This is a genomic window from Aquiflexum balticum DSM 16537, assembly GCF_900176595.1.
GTDB classification, from domain to species: domain Bacteria; phylum Bacteroidota; class Bacteroidia; order Cytophagales; family Cyclobacteriaceae; genus Aquiflexum; species Aquiflexum balticum.
Map to the genome: position 1 here is coordinate 5,068,775 of NZ_LT838813.1, position 20,104 is coordinate 5,088,878.

The window sequence follows — 20,104 nt, forward strand, 5'->3', positions numbered from 1 at the left end:
ATTGTTTAAATAAAAATATGTGAGTAAAGATCTTTCTGATGTAACCCTTCTTGAATGATCATTTCCGGGGAGGCCCTGGGAAGAGCTTTGAGGATTATTTTCTCATTGTTGGGATCCGAATCAGGTTTTTCAACCAATTGGAAATAACCGGAATTATAATCCTGCAGTATTATGCTTTCGATAGACTCAAAACATCTGAAGCTACCCATGCCGTTGAGATTAATTTCTTTCTCCTCAAATGGAATTGTTTTCTTTTTGATATCAATGATGCTTAATTTTTGAAATTTCTTATAAATAGGATCAGTGAGAATATACCTCCATTTGGTCATCCTGCTTTTGAATTGGGTTAGAAAATGAATTGAACCGTTTTGTTGGTACTGTTCATACAAATCGGCCGGATAAATTGTGAAAACCAGATCAGGAGATCTAAATATTCTTTCAGGAAAAAAATAAAACTGTTGGGTTAAATCCTTTCCTGATAAAGTATATAACCCTTCTTCATAAGAAACATTTTGAAATTGGCCTCCCGCACTTACATCCTGTACATTTCCGCTTTCATCAGTAAGGGTATAGATGTCGCTTATTGATAAGTCATTAAATTGGATATTACCCTGCTTTACTGTGACCAAGGACCTTTTACCCACAAACTCTTCTTCGCTCAACCTCATTTCCCCAAGCTTTTCTAATTGGTAAACAACCTTGTTGCTGAGATAAACCAGGGATTTTCCAGGCTTAAAATCTTCCAGATCAGTGTAATTGAAGAAAAGTGGATCTTGAATTGAAAAATGGAAATGGATCGGATTCCAATCATCTTTCAATAAAGAAATATCTCCGCCCAGGAGGTGAAACCCATTATTAAATGACTTGATAAGAAGATTCAGGTTATTTAATGTTTTTTTTGAATTCAAAGGGATAGTTAACTGAAAGATTCCTGGTTCCCTTTGGGTGAAATATTCATGTTTGATCTGAAAGGTCGATATGATTGAAAATGTATTTTGCATTTAATTGGTCACATTTTCATCGGTACCTGAAATAGCGGGGGTAACTTTTTTGATTGGAGAATCATCCATTACGACAATGCCAACCTTATACATGACCGAGGGAAGCAATTTGGCACCGATTGAAGACCATATATTGCTCATCTGATCATAATCCAACTTACAAAGCTCAAAACTTAGTTTTTCGATACTTTTGGAAAAACCCAACGAAGCTGAGGGAACCAGTATCCTGTTTTGTTGAAAATACCTGATAATTGCCGAAAGATAATTGAGACCTTCAACGTAATTCTGACCCTTGAAATTTGTGCAGAAAAAAATATGTAGGTTCAGAAAAAGCGGAGGATTACGTTCTGCAAAAGCCCCACCTGTCATACCACCCCTACCAGTTGAATTTTTTAAGGAAGTTTCCTCATCCAATTGGATAAGAAATAAAACAACTTTGTCCTCCACATCACGCGAAGATGAACCATCATTCTCAACCAGATTAGAAAGCACTACCTTGTTTTCAGTCAAGGCAAAATTGTTTTTCAAATGCTGATTTAGTAAATCTCTGAGATAAGTCAAGGTAATATCAATCATGGCTAAAAATCTGGTGTAAAAACATATATAACCGAATTTTATACACGTTTATATTGAAATGTAAAAAATATATATTTTCAATCCTAACGATTTTACAAAACAAAAACTATTTTTATGTTATTTTACAGTAAATACTATTTTTGTAATTAAATTCTTAATTAAATATAATTTAAAATGATTGAAATTATATACTTGATTCCGCTTATAATCCTGACTATTATTTTGTTTTTTGCAGTTATTTCTTTGAAAAACAACAATAAATTTTTGAGCAAAGGTATTGAAAGAAAGGAACTTAGAATTAAGGAATTAGAGGAAAAACTAAACAATGCTGAAGATGATTTCACTAATGCAGAAAAAACAATAACAAGACTTTCTGCTCAGTTGGAAACAAATTCAGAGCTTCTTAACCAAGAAAAATACAAAAATGAAAACCTAATGAAATTGATTACAGAACTGCAAAAGGCCAAACCTGAAAAAAACGATGATGTGATCATTGAATATTTTTTAAAAACCAAAAAATAAAATTTCAATGCAGGATACTTTTCCCCTGTTTGATTTTTTCAATTTTAATGCCTGCAAGAATATCTTCTTTCAAAATCAATCTGTCCCCCCTCTCCAATGCTTTCAGGGTACAAAAGTGCAATACATTTATAATCCCCGCGCCTGTCAGCTCAAACTTTTCAGACAACTCTTCCAAATCAATTGGATGATCATATTGAAACTCATCTGTAATAGCATTTTTCCAAAGGACAAATCTTTGTCTATGATCAGGGATTTCAAAATCAAGAACCAATTGAAACCTTCTGAAGAAAGCTTCATCGATATTGTTTTTGAAATTGCTGCACAAAATGACCAAACCATCAAAATCCTCAATCCGCTGTAAGAGATAGGAAACTTCCTGATTGGCATAGCGGTCATGGGAATCGGTAGTTTGGCTTCTTTTTCCGAACAAAGCATCTGCTTCATCAAAAAATAAAATCCAGTTTTTGTTTTCCGCCATATCAAAAACCTTTGAAAGATTCTTCTCTGTTTCTCCAATATATTTGGAAACAACCATGGACAAATCCACTCTATAAACATCCATTGCACATGATTTTCCCAGTAAACTAGCTGTCAGCGTCTTTCCAGTACCTGGAGGTCCTGTAAAAAGTACCTTAAATCCATTTTTGATTTTTTTGCCGAATTTGAAGTTGTTTTTTAGTTCTTTGCCGAACCGCAACCAGTTTTTTATTTCTGAAATTCCCTCATTGACCGGAGCGGACAACACCACGTCCTCCCAATCCTGCTGTGTAGTAATTCTCTTTGCGGGAAAATCCATATCAAAATCAGGTTTATAAACTTCCCCAGTAGTCAATAGAAAAAGATATTCTTTGCTTAACTGCAAAGAACCACTTAGTATGGGTTCACCGGGAACCGCCCTGTCCAAGTAGATGATTTTTTCTTTGACCAAAAAATGGTCTTTATCGAAAAGTCTCATCAAAGAAAACCGCTTGTCAAGGTCGGTCCCTGCCAATAAAAAGATTGCCGTTTCGCCTGTTGGCAAAAAACCTTTATGCCTTTCAGCTTTCATCCCACCAAATTCGGTAAAGGGTATATCAAAATTCTGATTTTTTAAATTTAAAATATCCAGAATTGAAGGCCTTATGTGAGGAATTAAAGAAAGTATGAGTACAACTCTTTCTTCCGGCCCCATATCGTATTTCTTCACCAAATTGGCATAGTCAGAGGGATCATTGTTTAAATCCGGGAGTTCAATTCGGGAAAGTTCTTCTTCCTGGGATGATTCTTCAAAAGTTATTTTACCACGAAGCAGCAATATTTTCTGAAACCAATCCAATTCTTTTTCCAAACTCAAGGAGTTGTATTGACTTTTTATTTCTGATGAATAATTATTTTTATTAGCTGTATTTTCCATAAAGTGAAAAATTAAGATGACTCAAGTCAACAAGTTAGTCAGTAATTAAAGTAAAGAAAAATCCGCTTATTTTTGATAGGTATTTAGCCAATAAAAAAAGCCCACATCACTGTGAGCTTTCATTTGTCGGAGTGACTGGATTCGAACCAGCGACCCCTTGCACCCCATGCAAGTACGCTACCAGGCTGCGCTACACCCCGAATTATTTAATCAGTTTTTCTCTCAAGTACACTACCAGTCCCGATAGTAATCGGGATACACCCCGAAAGCTTAATCAGTTTTTATATCGAGAAAACCATGTTTCCCAATAGTTTGAGGGATACACTCTGATTTGGTTTCGAAATTAATGTTTTCCGATAAGAATATAAAATGAGTTTGGAAAATCTTGGGTACAGGAAGTTCTAAAAGGCAATAACTCGTTGAAGATAAGCCAAATTAAAATTGATACAGAAAATTAAAATCAACTTTAAAAATGACTTTCATCAGCATTTGAAAGGTATTATCTCCATAGCTTAGTATTAATAAATCAAAAAAAAATAGCCATGAAAAATAGAGAACCTGTAAATAACATTATGACCAAAGATGTATTTACCGTTCAGGAGAACGAAAAACTGACCAAAGTTCTTGAATTGTTCAGAAAACATAAAATAAGGCATTTACCGGTTTTATCGGGCAATAAAATAGTGGGAATTATAAGCAGAACAGATATCAACAGGTTGACTTTCGGAGCTTTGTTCGATAATCAGGAGGGCGTAGATGAGGCAGTCCTGGAGATTCTATCAATCCCTCAGGTAATGACCTCCAAGCCAAGGGTTGTTGCAGCGGATGACCCGATTAAATCCATTGCTGAGATTTTTGCAAATGAAGAATATCATGCACTTCCTGTAGTGGAAAATGACATCTTGAAGGGAATAGTAACTACCACCGATGTGATCAAATATCTGCTCAAGCAATATTAAAAAAATTGTTCAAGCGATACTTTTCAAAAACACGTGTAGGTAGGCGAAACTCCAGAATTAAACAGTAGTAAAAATTAAGGTTTGACGGTGTACTTCCCGGCAGCAATTCTTACAGATGACTGCTTTGGGATTCATCATTTTTGCATATCTTAAAGCTTCCATGGAATTATTGAAAGGACCAAGATAATCGCGCTCCAAAATGTTGGGGATTTTTGGACACTCTCTATCATGGATTTCAAATTGATCCTGATTATTGTTTTTCGTAGCGAGATAAAAGAATTTCATGATTTTGAGGTTTATTTCTTATCAAATCTATAAAAGAGAATGAGATTTCCAAATACCAAAGAGTGGGTTTTTAAACAATTTTAAAGGAAAATCCAACTTAATTTACCTGCGGAATCACTTTAAACTAAAAGATAAAAAGTTATTTCCCGTCCCTGATTTCCGATTGTCTCATGGGCATGGAATCAATAGTTCTAAGAATAAATTCCCAGTCCAGATCCCCTTCCTTTTTCACCTTTGCTCCACCATCCAAACCAATAAGTACCCAACTGTTTTTAGAAGAAAGAATTTGGTATCGTGATCTGAGCACTTTTTGATATTCAGGAGAAAATGTGAAATTGGAATTGCTTTGAAAATTTTCACCAAGAATAAAATAAACAAGTTTCCTTTCCTTAAAGTCTTCTTCCAAGTGCTCAAATTCGAAAACTTTTTTGTCGGCTTGATCATCAAAAAGAATAACAATCCTATTTTTCCACTTCAGATCTTCTAAAATTATCTTTTCCATGTCCGATTGGAATAATGAAAAACAGAAGAAAAGAATCAATATTGCCATAGACATTTAACTCTCTTTGCTACGGATTGTTATGGAATTAAGATCTGCTTTTCCCTTTTCTCAATTCAATCAAGGTGATTTCAGGCCATATTCCCACCCTGCCTGAAAAAGCATGGAATCCGAATCCCTTGTTGACATATAAATATCTGCCTGATTCTTCCACCAAACCTGCCCAATTTGGATAACGGTATTGGGCCGGACTCCATTTGAAGATTGGAGTATCAATGCCAAATTGCATTCCATGAGTATGTCCCGAAAGTGTAAGATGGATGGTATTTGGATGATTTTTCACTTCCTGATCCCAATGAGAGGGATCATGCGAAAGCAGTATTTTAAAATCTTCCGGGAAAGTATTTACCAATGCCTTTTCCAGATCACCCTTGGATTTGAATCCGACTCCCCAATTTTCTACTCCCAGCAATTGGATTTTTTGACCATCTTTCTCTATAGTCACATGTTCATCCAACAGTAATCTGTAATTCAATTTGGAATGCTTTGATTTTAAGTTTTCAAAATTTTCCGATTTTGCTTCCTTACTAGGCCAGCGTACATAGTCCCCGTAGTCATGGTTTCCCAATATGGAAAATTGCCCATATGGAGCTTTTATCTGAGAAAAACTTTCCAAAAAAGGGTCTATTTCCTCGGCTTTATGGTTTACCAAATCTCCTGTGAATACGAATAAATCTGAGTTTTGGGATTTGGCCAGATCAATGCCTTTTTGAACCGCCTCCAAATTCCTGAAACTTCCGGAATGAATATCTGATATCTGGGTGATGGTAAAACCATCAAAGGCATCAGGTAGGGCCTCAAAATAGATGACTTCTTTCTGCACTTTGAAATTATGCTTACCGAAATTTATACCATACACAAAACTGAAGAAAGGAATTGAGGACACTAAAATTGCCAGCACACTTACCCAACTACTACGAGTGGGAAAAGTAAAATCCTTTGCCCCATTAAGAAAAAAACCTATACCTGCCTGTAGATTTCTGACAATATCTTCCCCAAACAAAAAAACTACACATACCAATTGCGTTACCACCACCGTCAAAAATACATTGAGGGCTGATTGTGTAGAGGAGTTTATCTCACCGGCAGAGAATATCTGTAAAAAGGTTATGACTACCCAAATAGTGATACTCCCAAAAACAATCCAATACCCAAAATGAATGAATTGTCTGATCCGCTCGGCTTCTATACCCGAAGTAACTGTTTTAACAGCCTGGAAAACATACCAGTTTAGAAATGTTGAAAACAGAATTAAGGCGACAAGAAAAATAATTGATCCAATTTGATTCATACAAATGATAATAGCTCAGGAGATATACAACTAATGAAGGGAAAAAGTTTGGGAGACTCTTATTTAGATCAGGATTTCAAAAAATTTCATCTATCCAAACCTCCGAAGAAAAGCTTGAAGTGGCAGCGCCTCCATAAGTGCCTGAAATTGGGAGTGTATGGGATGGATGAAAACTACTTGCCAAAGGAATATAATGGTGATCAGTAAATAAACCCAAACTCGGATCCAAGCCCACCCATCCGGCCCCTGGAAGATAAACTTCTATCCATCCATGCAATTCATGACCTGCATCCACTTCAGGATTAAAGGCATAGCCACTGACAAATCTGGTTGCCATTCCCAAATTCCTGAGCATGGCCATAAGCATCCAGGACAGATCTCTACAAGAACCTTCTTTGGTAGCAAAGGTATCCATAGGATGTAGTAATCCCGGTTCATAGCGCAGACCATGGGACCAGTTATTGTGAATTTGATCAAGCAATTTTACCAAAAACGAAACTATATCAGGCGACTGCCTCATGATGGAAGAAGCAAACTCAGTTAATTCCGGAAAGGCTTCTGTTTGCTTATAAATTTTTAAAAACTCTCCTGTATTTCCGTGATAAACAAAATTTTGAAAAGGATACGGAATATCCGGTGAAAGAATAAAACTGAAAGGATTGAAATCAAATGCTTCAATCTCCAAGTCAACATTTACCTTCAAAACATCTGTTTCTACATTGAACCATACCTGAAAAAACGGATTGCCTTCCGCATTTATCCTTTGGTTTTTACCAACAGGCTGAGGATAAATATCCCAATTGGCTTTTTTTATTTGGAAATAAGTTCTCTGCTGTGGAATCAAAAACAACTGATGAGGATTAAGCGGGACTTTTTCCTCATATTGATATTTGGTCTGATGTTGGATGTGAAGTCTCATGAGCTTCCGTTGGAAAACATGCTGACTTCTTCTTCATTTTCAAAAGCCCTTTTCAAAATTTCCGCCGGCAATTCCTGAATGGCAGATTTCAGCCTGCTGTTCCAAAAAACCGAAATATGTTCCAATTCCTTCTTTTCAAACCGTTTTTCTATGGTATGGTAGCTATCATTATGAAGGATAACGGTATCAAGTGGAAAATCCACATCGTTGGCTGAAATCAAAGTGGCATCAAAGGCCAAAAAAGCACATTTCAATGCATAATCCAAGGAGTCCTCATAGCTCAAGGACCGTCTCAACACAGGATTACCCGCTCCGGTATTCCCTATGATAACAAATGGGGTTCCTTTCCGGATTTCAATCCAATTTCCCTGGGGATATAATAGGTACAATTTGGGTTCCTTATCATCTTCGAGTTGTCCCCCGATCACAGAAAACAAATTAAAAGATAAACCTGACTCCTCCAGGTATTCTTTATCTTCTTTGGCCACACGCTTGACCTGATTGCCAAATTCATTGACTGCTTTATACAGTTTATTGAAATTATGGTCCTGTTCCTCAATTACTTCCGTAAAATAAGTGATGGCTTTATCCCTAACCGACCTCAATCCAGAAGTCATTATAAAAAAGGAATGTTTGTCCCTGTTTACAGTATATACTTTTTTTGAAGTGGTAGTTTCATTACCTGAGGTTATCCTGGTATCGGATAAGCCTACTAATCCGTGTTTTGTTTTTATTCCTAAACAGAAAGTCATTCTTGTATGCTGTGTTGCTCGGTAAAGTTATCCTTTATTTGAAAGAAGTTGGCATCTATTTTATTTGATATACTATTTATTTTTATTTGAAGGTCATCAATGTATTCATGGAGGCCGTCACTGATGATTTCATTGACGTCCGCAAATTCAAGCTTGGACCTTAAAGCACCGATTTCTCTTTCCGCACTATTGATATTACCATTGGATGGCCGATCAGAAATTTTATGCAGACAGTTCTCAGCTTCCATAAGACAATAGAAAACTGATCTTGGAAAATATTTATTCAAAAGTAGCATTGAAACAACCTTTGCCGGTTCTATGGTCCCATAAAGCCTCCTGTAAGTATTGAAAGCCGTTACAGATTTGAGCAAAGCTGTCCAATGTAGAAAATCCAGTGGTGAACCGACAAGATTAGGGGCAGGTAACAGAATATGATATTTCACATCTACAATCCTACTGGTCTTGTCTGCTCGCTCCAAGTATAATCCGAGTTGCCGGAAGTACCACCCTTCGGTTCTTGCAACAGTACTTTCCGAGAGGCCATAAAGTAATAATATCTGGTTTTTGATGCTTTCAAAAAAGACACGTGGATCCTCCTTGTTCCAATCCTTTTTTTCAGCCCTTTTTTGAACAAAATGATACAATTCATTTAAATTCTCCCAAGTTTCTTTGGTAAGGTTTTCCCTTATCACTCTTGCATTTTCACGTGCAAAGGAGATAGATGAAATAATTGAATTGGGATTGCCTGTATCAAAAGTCAGAAAATGGATAACATCTTTTCTGTTAAATCCTGAATGGGTGGATTTGAACTGTTGATAATCTCCGGTTGCAAGAACCAAAGGTTCCCATTGCTCCTTTAAATCCGGAGGCAGGTCCAACATCAGGTTGAAATTTACATCAATAAACCTGGCATAGTTTTCGGCCCTCTCCAGGTACCTTCCCAGCCAATATATGGAATTTGCAACTCTACTTAGCATTTTTGATTTTAGATTTTAGAATTTAGATTTCGCTCCGAGTAGCTTTCGGGATAGAATTTAAGATGGAAGACAGAAAACGGTATGAATTTGTATATTCTATGTACATTATTCATCTTGTCCACAATGGTGGATGGTTCATCCTTCAGCACTTCTTACTTATACAACACCCATGTATCTTTACTTCCACCGCCTTGGGAACTGTTTACCACCAAAGAACCTTTGGTCAAAGCCACTCTGGTCAATGCGCCGGGGATTACCTCTATTTCCTCACCATATAGGATATAAGGTCTCAGATCCACATGCCTACCCTGTAATCCTTCATCCGTCAAAGTAGGGACGGTTGAAAGTGAAAGCGTTGGCTGCGCAATGTAATTTGTGGGATTGTTTTTGACCAACTCCCTGAATTTGGCATGTTCTTCTTTGCTGGCTTTTGGACCGATTAACATTCCATAACCGCCTGCCGCATTGGTTTCTTTTACCACAAGGTTTTCTATATTATCAATGACATATTGCCTGTCTTTTTCTTCTCTACAGAGATAAGTTGGGACATTATTCAATATAGGTTCTTCATCGAGGTAATACTTTATTATTCTGGGAACATAGGCATAGACTGCTTTATCATCTGCCACGCCTGTTCCCGGTGCATTTGCCATGGCAATATTCCCGGCTTTATAGGCTTCAAACAAACCCGGGACACCTAGCATGGAATGGGGATTGAAAACCAAAGGATCCAAAAAAGTATCGTCAATCCTTCTATACAAAACATCTATTTGTTGCAATCCACGGGTAGTCTGCATATAAACCTTTTTATTTTTTGTTATCAGGTCTACTCCTGATACCAATTCCACTCCCATCTGCAATGCAAGGTAAGAGTGTTCAAAATAAGCGGAATTATAAATACCGGGAGTCAGCACCCCGACGACTGGATTTTCTTTGTTTGAAAGAAATTGAAGCATTTTGAGCAATTTAGCTGGATAATCAGAAACCGGCATGACACCCAAATTATTAAACAATTCCGGATAGGCCCTTTTGATTATTTCCCTGCTCTCCAGCATATAGGAAACCCCCGAAGGACATCTTAGATTATCCTCTAAAATATAGTATTCCCCATTCTTGTCCCTTACCAGATCCGTTCCTGTGATGTGGCACCAAATACCCTTGGGTGGGGTCAAGCCGATACAGGGTTTGAGATAATCTTTGGAATTTAAGATCAGATCTTCTGGAACTACCTTATCCTTAAGGATTTTCCTGTCATTATAAATATCCTGAAGAAATAGGTTCAGGGCATGAATCCTTTGTTTTAAACCAGCTTCCAATTTTGTCCATTCTTTATTCGGAATGATCCTTGGAATGATATCCAAATGCAGGATCTTTTCTGTTCCCTGATTGTCATGGTAGACATTAAAGGTCATCCCCATTGCCACCTGAGTTTTATTTGCAGAGAATTGGAAATGCGATAGTTTTTTAGGGGAGGTTTTACCCAAAAGATCAAGAAAATCCTGATAATGGGTTCTACATTTACCCCCTTGAGTGAACATTTCATCAAAATTGTCCCCGACTATGTATTGTTTTGTATCCATTAGCAAAGTTTTTAAGCTTGAAAAATGATATTCCCTGAATATAGCTGTTTTTAAAAAACTATCAAAAAAATGATCTTACAATCATCAATTTGATAAAATCATTACTGATTTATAAAAAAAATGAAAAAGGGCGAAGAGAATATCTTCAACCCTTCTTGATTAGGAAATTGTTGACCCATTCGATGTAGAAGTATTGGGATGCAGCAATTTCAGACTTCCATCCCGATCTTCAGCCATCAGGATCATTCCTTCTGAATCCACACCCATCATTTTTCTTGGAGCAAGGTTAATCAACATCACCACCTGTTTACCGATTAAATCTTCCGGTTTGAAATGTTCAGCCACTCCACTGAGAACCGTTTTATTTCCCAACCCTGTATCTACTGTAAGACGTAAGAGTTTTTTTGATTTTGGCATTGGTTCAGCTGTCAATACTTTCACCACTCTCATATCCAACTTCGCAAAATCGTCATAGCTGATAATTTCCTTCATTGGAGCTGCTACTGCATTGGCCAGTTCATTCTGTTTCTTGGATTCCAATAATTTATTGACTTGGGCTTCTACTACATTGTCTTCGATTTTTTCAAAAAGCAGGGCCGCAGGATTGACATTGATTCCTGTCACCAATAAATCTGCATTTCCCGCATCTTTCCACACCAATCCCTCCATATTGAACATGCCATAAATTTTGGCAGCCGTATAGGGTAAAAAAGGCTCTGCCACAATCGCAAGATTAGCTGCAATATTCAAAGCAATATTCAGAATGGTTCCTGTTCTTTCTTTGTCTGCTTTGATGGTTTTCCAAGGTTCAGTTTCAGCCAAATATTTATTGCCGGTTCTTGCAAAATCCATCACTATCGATAAAGCTTCCCTAAACCTATACCGCTCAATGGAAGCAGCAATCTTCTCAGGAAAATCCTTGATTTGCTGCAAAGCCTCCCGATCAAGATCATTGAGTTCTCCCAAGGCTGGTACTTTTCCATCAAAAAATTTATGGGTAAGCACCACAGCCCTGTTCACAAAATTCCCAAAAATGGCAACCAATTCAGAATTATTTCTGGACTGAAAATCCTTCCAGGTAAAATCATTGTCTTTGGTTTCGGGAGCATTCGCTGTAAGCACATACCTCAACACATCCTGCTTATCAGGAAACTCCTCCAGATATTCATGCAACCATACGGCCCAGTTTCTTGAAGTAGAAATTTTATCACCCTCCAAGTTCAGAAATTCATTGGCAGGCACATTATCAGGCAAAATAAACTCTCCGTGTGTTTTGAGGATAGCAGGAAATGTAATGCAATGAAAAACGATATTGTCCTTGCCTATAAAATGAACCAGTTTGGTATCCTTGGATTTCCAGTATGGTTCCCAATCAATGCCCTTTTCTGCTGCCCATTCTTTGGTAGATGAGATATAGCCTATCGGGGCATCAAACCAGACATATAAAACTTTACCCTCAGCACCTTCTACAGGTACGGGAATTCCCCAGTCCAAATCTCTTGTCATAGACCTGGCCTGCAGCCCTTCACCGGCTTCCAACCAAGACCTACACTGACCCAGGACATTGTTTTTCCAGTCCTTTTCATGTTCAATCAGAATCCAATTTTTAAGGAAATCGGTGTAATGTGCCAAGTCTAAAAACCAATGCTTGGTTTCTTTCAATATGGGCGTATTGCCACTCAGCTTTGATTTTGGATTGATCAGGTCGGTGGGGCTCAGAGAGGAACCACATTTTTCGCATTGATCTCCATAGGCATTTTCATTGCCGCATTTGGGACAGGTGCCTTCTATATATCTATCTGCCAGAAACTGCCCGGCCTCTTCATCATAATATTGCTCTGTGGTTTGCTCCAAAAATTCTCCTTTGTCATAAAGATTCCTAAAAATGCCGGCTGCGGTTTCATGGTGGATTTTAGATGAAGTTCTGGAATAATGATTAAAACTGATCCCAAAATCCTCAAAACTTTTCTTCATCAACTCATGGTATCTATCGACAACTTCCTGAGGAGTTATCCCTTCTTTCTTGGCTTTGAGCGTAATGGCTACACCATGTTCATCAGATCCACAAACAAAAGCTACGTCCTTACCAAGCGACCTGAGGTATCGGACATAAATATCTGATGGTATATAGCAACCTGCCAAATGTCCGATATGCAAAGGACCATTTGCATAAGGTAATGCAGCGGTAATGGTATATCTATTGAACTTGCTGTTTTTCATAGGACGCAAATATAGAAATTAGATTGATATGGGTAATTTGGATGAGATGTCAAATTTGACGGAATTCCTTTTGGGCATCATCAGTCAGAATTCCATTGAATATAATCTGAATGGCCTGATCATAAATTTCCGAAGGGCTAAAATTAAATCCTGACCTCATTTCTTCTGGAAACTGACTTAAAAATTTATTATCTATCAAATTCTGTATGGCAGAGGTATAAACAAAAACAACGAAGGCAACATTTGTATTCGGCAAAACATAACCTTTTTCAATCCCTTCCTGAATCAGTTTTTGAAATCTGAGATACCCTGATTCTCTAATGTAATTGAGAAGTTCTGTCCAGATTTGGGGGGCATATTCCCTTAATTCATCTAAAATCTTGGGGTTGATCGGAGCAATGTCAGATGCAACATTGGATAACAAATACTTAAGTTTCGTAGTGTAAGGTAGAAATTTGTCATCCAAAACAGCGTTGACTTTAATTGAAAGCTTTGAAGCCAGCATGTCAAAAGCTGAGGCCAGCAATTCCATTTTACCGGGAAAATATTTGTATAGAGTTTTTTTACTGATTCCCAATTCTTGGGCAATTTCATCCATGGTGGTACTTTTATAGCCTTTATTTATAAAAAACTTATAAGCTACATCCAGGATTTTATTCTCTATTTTGTCTGTTTTACTCATTGTTATTTTAGCCCTTACAAATATAGACATTCCAAGCCATTTATACCCAATCATATAAAAGGTGGCCATATTGAAGTATTACTTTGCGTTTCTTAGCACAAAGGTTAATTTTGAAAAACGAGTAAATATTTTCCCCAATCCTATATGACAACACCGATAGAAGCTCAAGCAAAAATCGCTGAACTTAGCAAGTTGATCAATCACCACAACAACCTATACTATCAGGAAGACAGGACTGAAATCACTGATTTTGAGTTTGATAAGCTCTTGGAGGAACTTATTCAATTGGAAAAACAATTCCCGGAATATTTAGAACCTGACAGTCCCAGTCAGAGAGTCGGCGGCACCATCACCAAGGAATTTGAAACAGCTGAACATGAATATAGGATGCTTTCACTGGGAAACACCTATTCAGAAGAGGAATTGATTGCCTTTGATGAGCGGGTTGCCAAAGGCCTTGGTCACCGTAATTATGAATATTTCTGTGAACTTAAATTTGATGGTGTTGCCATTTCACTTGTTTATGAAAAAGGAAGATTGGTACGCGCCGTTACCCGAGGTGATGGAACTAGAGGAGATGTAGTCACCGAAAATATCAAAACCATCAGAAATATACCTCTTCATGTCAAAGGAAAAGACATGCCGGATAAATTCGAGGTAAGGGGAGAAATTTTTCTTCCCAGAAAAGAATTTGATAAAATCAATCAGGAAAGAGATAGTCAGGGAGAACCTTTATTGGCAAATCCAAGAAATGCCGCTTCAGGCACTGTAAAGATGCAGGATAGCAGTGTCGTCGCAAAGAGAAGACTGAACTGCTATTTTTATCAGCTTTTAAGCGATGAACTGGCGGTCAACCAACATGATGAAGCCATTCGGTTATTGGAAAAATGGGGCTTCAATGTCTCCCCAACTTATACTAAATGCTCCGGAATCAAAGAAGTATTGGGTTATATTGAAAGCTGGAAAGAAAAACGTTTTGAACTTCCCTTGGATACAGACGGGGTGGTACTTAAGATAAATGACAATGACCAAAGGGAAGAGTTGGGTTTTACTGCTAAGATTCCCCGTTGGGCAATTGCCTATAAATACAAAGCTGAAAGTGCAGAAAGCCAATTGCTATCCATCACTTATCAGGTAGGACGGACTGGTGCTATCACTCCGGTAGCCAATCTTTCTCCTGTCCATTTGGCCGGGACTACAGTCAAAAGAGCCTCCCTTCACAACGCCAATGAAATAGAAAGATTGGGTTTGCATGAAGGAGATACGGTTTTTGTCGAAAAAGGAGGTGAGATTATTCCAAAAATAACAGGAGTCAATTTATACAAAAGAAAGACAGGCGCATTGCCTATAAAATATATTGACCATTGTCCTGAATGTAGTACTCCCTTGGAAAGAAAAGAAGGCGAGGCCAAACACTTCTGTCCAAATTATGTGAGTTGTCCGCCTCAGATATTAGGGAGGATTGAACACTTTGTACATAAAAGGGCAATGGATATTGACTCCCTTGGTACAGAACGTATCCGAACCCTGATTGACCAGGGATATATCAGTAACCCTGCGGATATCTATGAATTGGAAAATATAAGGGATCAGCTTTTGGGATTGGAAATGAGTCAGGACCAATATGAAAAAACCGATGACGGAATACTTTATATATCCCTGACCAAGGCCTTTTTTGCTTTGACTGAAGGCCTGTCTTTAACTGCTATTCAGAAATTCTGTGACAGTCAGATAGAAACACCCTTAACGGAAGTCTTAAATAATTTCCAAACTTTTATCCGAAATTCACATAAAAAAGTTGCTCAGAACGTAGCCACTATTTTGAAACTTCAGGAGGCATTGCATCAATCAAATTTGCCTCAAATGGAAGATTATTTGCCGGTATCGGTAGTGCTTTCACTTTTGACCGGAAACCGGATTACATTGGATAAATTGATAGAAGCCGCAAGACATCAAGGTACAGTTCACGCCATATTATTGAAATTGGATCTTTCGCTGAACAGTGAACAAGAGGAGCGAATCAAAAAACTAAAGGCAAATACATTTCAGGAAGGGGTAATTTCCAATATGATTGAAGGCATCAATGCTTCAAAAAACCAACCTTTTGAAAAGGTACTTTTTGCATTGGGAATCAGGAATATAGGCGAAAATACCGCTCAGATTCTGGCCAAGCATTTCAAAAACATCGATAACCTGAAATCTGCTGATGCAGAAGCATTATTGGCTGTCAACGGTGTGGGAGACACTTTGGTAAGCAGCATTCAGGATTATTTTTCCAAAAATGAAAACCTAAGCATCATAAGCCGGCTCAAAGAAAAAGGACTGCACTTTGAAATTCATGAAGCAGAAAAAATATTACAAAGCAATACACTTGAAGGTAAAAAGATTCTAGCATCGGGAAAATTAAATCATTTCAAACGAGATGAAATCATAGATTTTATAGAAGCCAACGGAGGCCAGTACCTCAAAGCAGTATCCAAATCTCTGGATTTTATAATAGAGGGCGAAGACATGGGACCAAGCAAAAAAGAGAAAGCTGAAAAACTAGGTATCAAAATGATTTCGGAGGAAGAATTTCTCAGTATGATGTCGAAAACAGATTTGATATGAAACTAATCAAGAATCTGTTTGTCTCATTTCAATTAAAAAAAGCCCTGAACAAAAAGGATAAATATGAAGTGATTTTTCCTGTAAAGCCTAAATGTGTCGGAATCCTTGCTGCAGACGAAAAAGAATTTAAGGAAACTAAAGAATACCTCAGAAGTCTATGGGGATATCAGGTTAGGATCATTGGTTGGTATTACCATGAGGGCAACAGTGAAATAGAATCTTTTTCACATAAAAACTTCTCCTTTTTCGGTTTACCAACAGATGTTTTCAATGAACTGATGGATGAAAAATTGGATTTTATTTTGGTCCCATCTTTATCCCTTAATCCATATTTACGTTATTTGCTGCTCAATAATCAAAGTAAGTTTAAAATGGGCTTTCTTTCAGATGAAAATAAAAGTTATCTGGACTTCATGATCAAAATGGAAGGGGAAAACCTAGAAATGAATTTAAAGAGATTGTTAGGGTATTTTGATAAAATAAAAGAAGCATGTTGAAATTTCACGGGACTGGGGTAGCCCTGATTACGCCTTTTGAAGATAACGGTCATATTGACTATCCTGCCTTAAAAAGAGTAATTGACTATGTGATTGAAGGCGGAGTGGATTACTTGGTAGTTTTGGGTACCACCGCAGAAAGCGCCACTTTATCAAAAAAAGAAAAAAAACAGGTTTTAAAAGCAGCATTGGAATACAATGAAGGAAGAGTACCTGTAGTATTGGGTCTTGGAGGAAACAATACTCAGGCCATTTTGGATGAAATTGAAGAAACGGATTTTTCACAAATTGATGCGGTTCTTTCGGTAAGTCCTTTTTATAATAAACCGACACAGGCTGGTATATTAGCACATTACAGAACGATTGCCGATGCATGTCCCGTTCCTGTGATTTTATACAATGTTCCGGGCCGAACGATGTCGAATATGACCCATGAAACTACTGTTAAGCTTTCCAACCATCCTAATATCATTGGTATGAAAGAGGCCAGCGGTGATCTTTCACAATGTATGAGGATTGCTGCACGGATGCCGGAAGATTTCCTGCTGATTTCGGGGGATGATATTCTGACTCCTTCTATGCGTGTTATCGGTGGAAAGGGGGTTATTTCCGTTTTGGCCAATGCCTATCCTGAACTATTCAAAACCATCTCCCATGGCACTTTGGAAGAATCCAAAAAAGCTGCATTTAAAATCCTTGATATAAATCCTTTAATGTATGAAGAAAGCAATCCTGTTGGATTGAAATATCTCATGAAGGAATTGGGGCTTTGTGGAGATTATGTAAGATTACCCCTCCTACCCGCATCCGAAAATTTAAGGGAACGGATCAAAAAACTAAAATTATAATGAAAATCCTTCTGAAAACTGGTTAATCCAAACCAATAAAGGTTTATTCATGAAAGTACCAATTTCGGTCTTCGGTCTTCGGTCTCCCATCTTCCGTCTTTCATCATGCAAACAGCCATTTCTCTATTTGAACTCAACCAATTGATCAAGCAGGCCCTGGATCAACACTTGGAACCTACATATTGGGTGGTGGCAGAAATTGGCGAACTCAAGCAGGCAGGTCAAGGGCATGCCTACTTGGATCTGGTTGAAAAAAAAGATAACCAGGTCCTGGCCAAAATGAGAGCGAATATTTGGGCATATTCCTATAGAACTATTTCAGGTAGATTTCAATCCATCACTGGACAGTCCCTAAGATCTGGCATGAAAATCCTGGCCCAGGTGAATGTTACTTTCCATGAACTGTACAGCATAAGCCTGAATATTAAAGATATTGATCCGAATTTTACTTTGGGGGAAAGGGCTAGAATTCGTCAGGAAATAATCGAAAGATTATCCCGTGAGGGAATGATGGATCTGAATAAAAGAATAACACTCCCAACAGTACCCCAAAACATAGCCATTGTCAGTTCTGCTACTGCAGCAGGATATGGAGATTTCACCAATCAGCTGGACCATAACCGAAATGGATATCTGATCAATTATCGATTATACCAAGCAACTTTACAGGGATCCGATGCAGCGGCAAGCATGTTGTCAGCTTTTCAAAATATCCTTCTTGATCTGCCGAGGGAAAAGTTTGATGCTATTGTAATCATCAGAGGCGGAGGAGCACAATTGGATTTGGATTGTTTTGATGATTATTTTCTTGCATTGGAAATAGCAAAAAGCCCTATCCCGGTGATCACGGGAATCGGGCATGAGCGGGATGAGACTATTGCTGATTTGGTTGCACATACCAAAATGAAAACCCCTACTGCTGTAGCTGAATTTTTACTTTCTGGATTTAGGGATTTTGAGGAAACATTGAATGATCTGTTAAAAGCAATCAACCGACATTGTTCACAGCAGCTGTTATGGGAAGACAGGAGAATTATCGATTTGGAAAACAGACTCAAAAATCAAACAAAGAATTCCATCATCAGGGCAAAGGAAAAACTCAATTACCAAATCAATCAAATAAGAATCCGTTCCCTAAATCAAATCAAGATGGAGGACTTTAAAGTTTCCAATCAATTCCAGAATTTATCACGGGCTTGGAAGAATTATTTTGGGAATGAAACCAAAAAGTTGAATCAACTTGAAAAGGATCTTCTAAAGGCAGATCCCAATACTTTCTTTCAAAAAGGCTACACCCGTTCTGAAATAGATGGAAAGCCCATACACACTTTAAGACCTGAAAAAGGTCAGTCAATTAAAACCTTCCTTAAGGAAAAAATCATTACCAGTAAAATTGAAGAAATAGAAGAATATGGAAAATAAAACTATAAGTTACGACAAAGCTGTGGCTAGAATTGAAGAAATAGTCAATCTACTTGAATCAGGCGAAAAAGGAATGGATGAGCTTTCTGACTTGGTCAAAGAAGCAACATCTTTGGTGAAATATTGTAAAAATAAATTGAGAATGACTGAAAGTGAAATCTCCAAAGCCCTCGGTGAGGAGGAAGAAAACCATTGAAATCTGAATTATTTTTTTAAATTTAAGCCTCTATCTCAGCAATTTGAACGGATGTTTGCCAAGGCAACATTTTTGTTATTATGTACTACAATTATCCGACGTTATGAAAATTAAAGTCATTTATTCCGGCATTCTCTTACTTTTAAGCGGATTCTTTTTTTCAACTTTTTGTAAAGCCCAAAGCTTTTATAGGGATGGGAATCTTAGGACAAGTTCATTATCTATAGGACTAGGTCCATCATTTATGTATTCGGATAATGGTGGGGTGTTTAAAGTCAGTGATTTCAATTGGAGTCCTGTATTTTCGCTGGCCTATGCAAAAAAAATACATTCCCGATGGGCAATCCAAACCACAGGGGGAGTTCAGTTTGTCAGGAGTGGCGGTGAAATAAGGGATTATGCCATCAGGAGATGGGAGGAAACAGGTGGCGCATTTAGTTTTAAGGGACAGGCCTATTTTTTGGATCTGACGCCTGTCTTTTATGTGATCCCTTATGACAACCACATGAACCGGGGGAGATTCAATGCTTATCTTGGCTCAGGTTTCGGGATTGTTCATGTCAGCCGAACCGAAACTTTCTCCTTTGAGGATAATGCAACTGAATTTTCAGCCAATACAACTGCAACCTATATTCCTGCAGTAATAGGCTTCAGTTTCAGTCTTGATCAGTTTTCGGATTTATCACTCGAACTCAAAGGTATGTTCACTTTTTCTGATGAATTAGACGGGAATAAGGGATATAATGAATTCAACGATCACCTTTTTCAAACCCAGATAGTTTACAAAAGATTGTTGAGTAGGAGATTTTAAAAAA

At 37.7% G+C, this 20,104-nt stretch carries 20 protein-coding genes and 1 tRNA gene; 8 read left to right on the forward strand and 13 right to left on the reverse strand.

Translation table 11 applies throughout. The features are described from left to right. Positions 1–5: 5 nt before the first annotated feature. Positions 6–1,001, reverse strand: a complete 996-nt coding sequence (locus B9A52_RS21390) for a hypothetical protein (RefSeq protein ID WP_084122612.1) — start codon at positions 999–1,001, stop codon at positions 6–8. Beyond that, the gene (locus B9A52_RS21395; RefSeq protein WP_084122613.1) at positions 1,002–1,577 is read right to left on the reverse strand and encodes a DUF4255 domain-containing protein; all 576 of its coding nucleotides are present in this window, start codon (positions 1,575–1,577) and stop codon (positions 1,002–1,004) included. Positions 1,578–1,751: 174 nt separating this feature from the next. Here B9A52_RS21395 and B9A52_RS21400 point away from each other — a divergent pair, with 174 nt between their 5' ends. Further along, a complete protein-coding gene (locus B9A52_RS21400) occupies positions 1,752–2,099 on the forward strand; it encodes a hypothetical protein (protein ID WP_084122614.1) in 348 nt (115 codons plus the stop codon). 4 nt (positions 2,100–2,103) lie between these two features. Here the strand turns inward: B9A52_RS21400 and B9A52_RS21405 are convergent, their stop codons facing one another. Both B9A52_RS21405 and B9A52_RS21410 read right to left on the reverse strand, forming a co-directional pair. Beyond that, the gene (locus B9A52_RS21405; RefSeq protein WP_084122615.1) at positions 2,104–3,492 is read right to left on the reverse strand and encodes an ATP-binding protein; all 1,389 of its coding nucleotides are present in this window, start codon (positions 3,490–3,492) and stop codon (positions 2,104–2,106) included. A 126-nt stretch (positions 3,493–3,618) separates the two neighbouring features. Then, positions 3,619–3,692: transfer RNA gene (locus tag B9A52_RS21410), tRNA-Pro, on the reverse strand. A 342-nt stretch (positions 3,693–4,034) separates the two neighbouring features. On the opposite strand from B9A52_RS21410, the gene B9A52_RS21415 reads away from it, so the two are divergent. Further along, a complete protein-coding gene (locus B9A52_RS21415; RefSeq protein ID WP_084122616.1) occupies positions 4,035–4,451 on the forward strand; it encodes a CBS domain-containing protein in 417 nt (138 codons plus the stop codon). A 57-nt stretch (positions 4,452–4,508) separates the two neighbouring features. On the opposite strand, the gene B9A52_RS21420 is transcribed toward B9A52_RS21415, so the two are convergent. The 9 genes from B9A52_RS21420 to B9A52_RS21460 all read right to left on the reverse strand — a co-directional run bounded on the left by B9A52_RS21420 (position 4,509) and on the right by B9A52_RS21460 (position 13,716). After that, the gene (locus tag B9A52_RS21420; RefSeq protein WP_084122617.1) at positions 4,509–4,736 is read right to left on the reverse strand and encodes a hypothetical protein; all 228 of its coding nucleotides are present in this window, start codon (positions 4,734–4,736) and stop codon (positions 4,509–4,511) included. 139 nt (positions 4,737–4,875) lie between these two features. Next, entirely contained in the window at positions 4,876–5,238 is a 363-nt protein-coding gene (locus B9A52_RS21425) for a DUF4174 domain-containing protein (RefSeq protein WP_172805260.1), read from the reverse strand. A gap of 85 nt (positions 5,239–5,323) precedes the next feature. Then, complete coding sequence (locus B9A52_RS21430) at positions 5,324–6,586, reverse strand: metallophosphoesterase (protein ID WP_084122620.1); 1,263 nt, start codon at positions 6,584–6,586, stop codon at positions 5,324–5,326. Positions 6,587–6,662: 76 nt separating this feature from the next. Continuing rightward, positions 6,663–7,505 carry a transglutaminase family protein gene (locus tag B9A52_RS21435; protein ID WP_084122622.1) on the reverse strand — a complete coding sequence of 281 codons (843 nt, stop codon included), beginning with the start codon at positions 7,503–7,505 and terminating at the stop codon, positions 6,663–6,665. After that, positions 7,502–8,257 carry a peptidase gene (locus tag B9A52_RS21440; protein WP_084122624.1) on the reverse strand — a complete coding sequence of 252 codons (756 nt, stop codon included), beginning with the start codon at positions 8,255–8,257 and terminating at the stop codon, positions 7,502–7,504. Before B9A52_RS21440 ends, B9A52_RS21435 begins: the two co-directional genes overlap by 4 nt. Next, positions 8,254–9,234: an alpha-E domain-containing protein gene (locus B9A52_RS21445; RefSeq protein WP_084122626.1), complete on the reverse strand. Its 981-nt coding sequence runs from the start codon at positions 9,232–9,234 to the stop codon at positions 8,254–8,256. Before B9A52_RS21445 ends, B9A52_RS21440 begins: the two co-directional genes overlap by 4 nt. A gap of 152 nt (positions 9,235–9,386) precedes the next feature. Then, on the reverse strand, positions 9,387–10,814 hold the full coding sequence (locus B9A52_RS21450; protein WP_084122628.1) for a circularly permuted type 2 ATP-grasp protein: 1,428 nt from the start codon (positions 10,812–10,814) through the stop codon (positions 9,387–9,389). A gap of 159 nt (positions 10,815–10,973) precedes the next feature. Then, a complete protein-coding gene (metG, locus tag B9A52_RS21455; RefSeq protein WP_084122630.1) occupies positions 10,974–13,034 on the reverse strand; it encodes a methionine--tRNA ligase in 2,061 nt (686 codons plus the stop codon). Positions 13,035–13,083: 49 nt separating this feature from the next. Further along, on the reverse strand, positions 13,084–13,716 hold the full coding sequence (locus B9A52_RS21460; protein WP_084123635.1) for a TetR/AcrR family transcriptional regulator: 633 nt from the start codon (positions 13,714–13,716) through the stop codon (positions 13,084–13,086). 144 nt (positions 13,717–13,860) lie between these two features. Between B9A52_RS21460 and ligA the strand changes: the two genes are divergently transcribed. The 6 genes from ligA (at position 13,861) to B9A52_RS21490 (ending at position 20,100) form a co-directional block, all read left to right on the forward strand. Then, positions 13,861–16,326, forward strand: a complete 2,466-nt coding sequence (gene ligA, locus B9A52_RS21465; protein ID WP_084122632.1) for an NAD-dependent DNA ligase LigA — start codon at positions 13,861–13,863, stop codon at positions 16,324–16,326. Beyond that, the gene (locus tag B9A52_RS21470) at positions 16,323–16,823 is read left to right on the forward strand and encodes a DUF6913 domain-containing protein (protein ID WP_084122634.1); all 501 of its coding nucleotides are present in this window, start codon (positions 16,323–16,325) and stop codon (positions 16,821–16,823) included. Before ligA ends, B9A52_RS21470 begins: the two co-directional genes overlap by 4 nt. Then, on the forward strand, positions 16,817–17,671 hold the full coding sequence (gene dapA / locus B9A52_RS21475) for a 4-hydroxy-tetrahydrodipicolinate synthase (RefSeq protein WP_084122636.1): 855 nt from the start codon (positions 16,817–16,819) through the stop codon (positions 17,669–17,671). The genes B9A52_RS21470 and dapA overlap by 7 nt, the downstream gene beginning before the upstream one ends. Before the next feature lie 105 nt (positions 17,672–17,776). Further along, complete coding sequence (gene xseA, locus B9A52_RS21480; protein WP_084122638.1) at positions 17,777–19,093, forward strand: exodeoxyribonuclease VII large subunit; 1,317 nt, start codon at positions 17,777–17,779, stop codon at positions 19,091–19,093. Further along, a complete protein-coding gene (xseB, locus tag B9A52_RS21485; RefSeq protein ID WP_084122640.1) occupies positions 19,083–19,289 on the forward strand; it encodes an exodeoxyribonuclease VII small subunit in 207 nt (68 codons plus the stop codon). The genes xseA and xseB overlap by 11 nt, the downstream gene beginning before the upstream one ends. A gap of 103 nt (positions 19,290–19,392) precedes the next feature. Beyond that, complete coding sequence (locus B9A52_RS21490) at positions 19,393–20,100, forward strand: DUF6089 family protein (protein WP_084122641.1); 708 nt, start codon at positions 19,393–19,395, stop codon at positions 20,098–20,100. Positions 20,101–20,104 lie beyond the last annotated feature (4 nt).

Coding starts and splice junctions, on each gene's coding strand:
- B9A52_RS21390 (WP_084122612.1), bottom strand. CDS start 1,001: ATGCAAAATACATTTTCAATCATATCGACCTTTCAGATCAAACATGAA.
- B9A52_RS21395 (WP_084122613.1), bottom strand. CDS start 1,577: ATGATTGATATTACCTTGACTTATCTCAGAGATTTACTAAATCAGCAT.
- B9A52_RS21400 (WP_084122614.1), top strand. CDS start 1,752: ATGATTGAAATTATATACTTGATTCCGCTTATAATCCTGACTATTATT.
- B9A52_RS21405 (WP_084122615.1), bottom strand. CDS start 3,492: ATGGAAAATACAGCTAATAAAAATAATTATTCATCAGAAATAAAAAGT.
- B9A52_RS21415 (WP_084122616.1), top strand. CDS start 4,035: ATGAAAAATAGAGAACCTGTAAATAACATTATGACCAAAGATGTATTT.
- B9A52_RS21420 (WP_084122617.1), bottom strand. CDS start 4,736: ATGAAATTCTTTTATCTCGCTACGAAAAACAATAATCAGGATCAATTT.
- B9A52_RS21425 (WP_172805260.1), bottom strand. CDS start 5,238: ATGGAAAAGATAATTTTAGAAGATCTGAAGTGGAAAAATAGGATTGTT.
- B9A52_RS21430 (WP_084122620.1), bottom strand. CDS start 6,586: ATGAATCAAATTGGATCAATTATTTTTCTTGTCGCCTTAATTCTGTTT.
- B9A52_RS21435 (WP_084122622.1), bottom strand. CDS start 7,505: ATGAGACTTCACATCCAACATCAGACCAAATATCAATATGAGGAAAAA.
- B9A52_RS21440 (WP_084122624.1), bottom strand. CDS start 8,257: ATGACTTTCTGTTTAGGAATAAAAACAAAACACGGATTAGTAGGCTTA.
- B9A52_RS21445 (WP_084122626.1), bottom strand. CDS start 9,234: ATGCTAAGTAGAGTTGCAAATTCCATATATTGGCTGGGAAGGTACCTG.
- B9A52_RS21450 (WP_084122628.1), bottom strand. CDS start 10,814: ATGGATACAAAACAATACATAGTCGGGGACAATTTTGATGAAATGTTC.
- metG (WP_084122630.1), bottom strand. CDS start 13,034: ATGAAAAACAGCAAGTTCAATAGATATACCATTACCGCTGCATTACCT.
- B9A52_RS21460 (WP_084123635.1), bottom strand. CDS start 13,716: ATGAGTAAAACAGACAAAATAGAGAATAAAATCCTGGATGTAGCTTAT.
- ligA (WP_084122632.1), top strand. CDS start 13,861: ATGACAACACCGATAGAAGCTCAAGCAAAAATCGCTGAACTTAGCAAG.
- B9A52_RS21470 (WP_084122634.1), top strand. CDS start 16,323: ATGAAACTAATCAAGAATCTGTTTGTCTCATTTCAATTAAAAAAAGCC.
- dapA (WP_084122636.1), top strand. CDS start 16,817: ATGTTGAAATTTCACGGGACTGGGGTAGCCCTGATTACGCCTTTTGAA.
- xseA (WP_084122638.1), top strand. CDS start 17,777: ATGCAAACAGCCATTTCTCTATTTGAACTCAACCAATTGATCAAGCAG.
- xseB (WP_084122640.1), top strand. CDS start 19,083: ATGGAAAATAAAACTATAAGTTACGACAAAGCTGTGGCTAGAATTGAA.
- B9A52_RS21490 (WP_084122641.1), top strand. CDS start 19,393: ATGAAAATTAAAGTCATTTATTCCGGCATTCTCTTACTTTTAAGCGGA.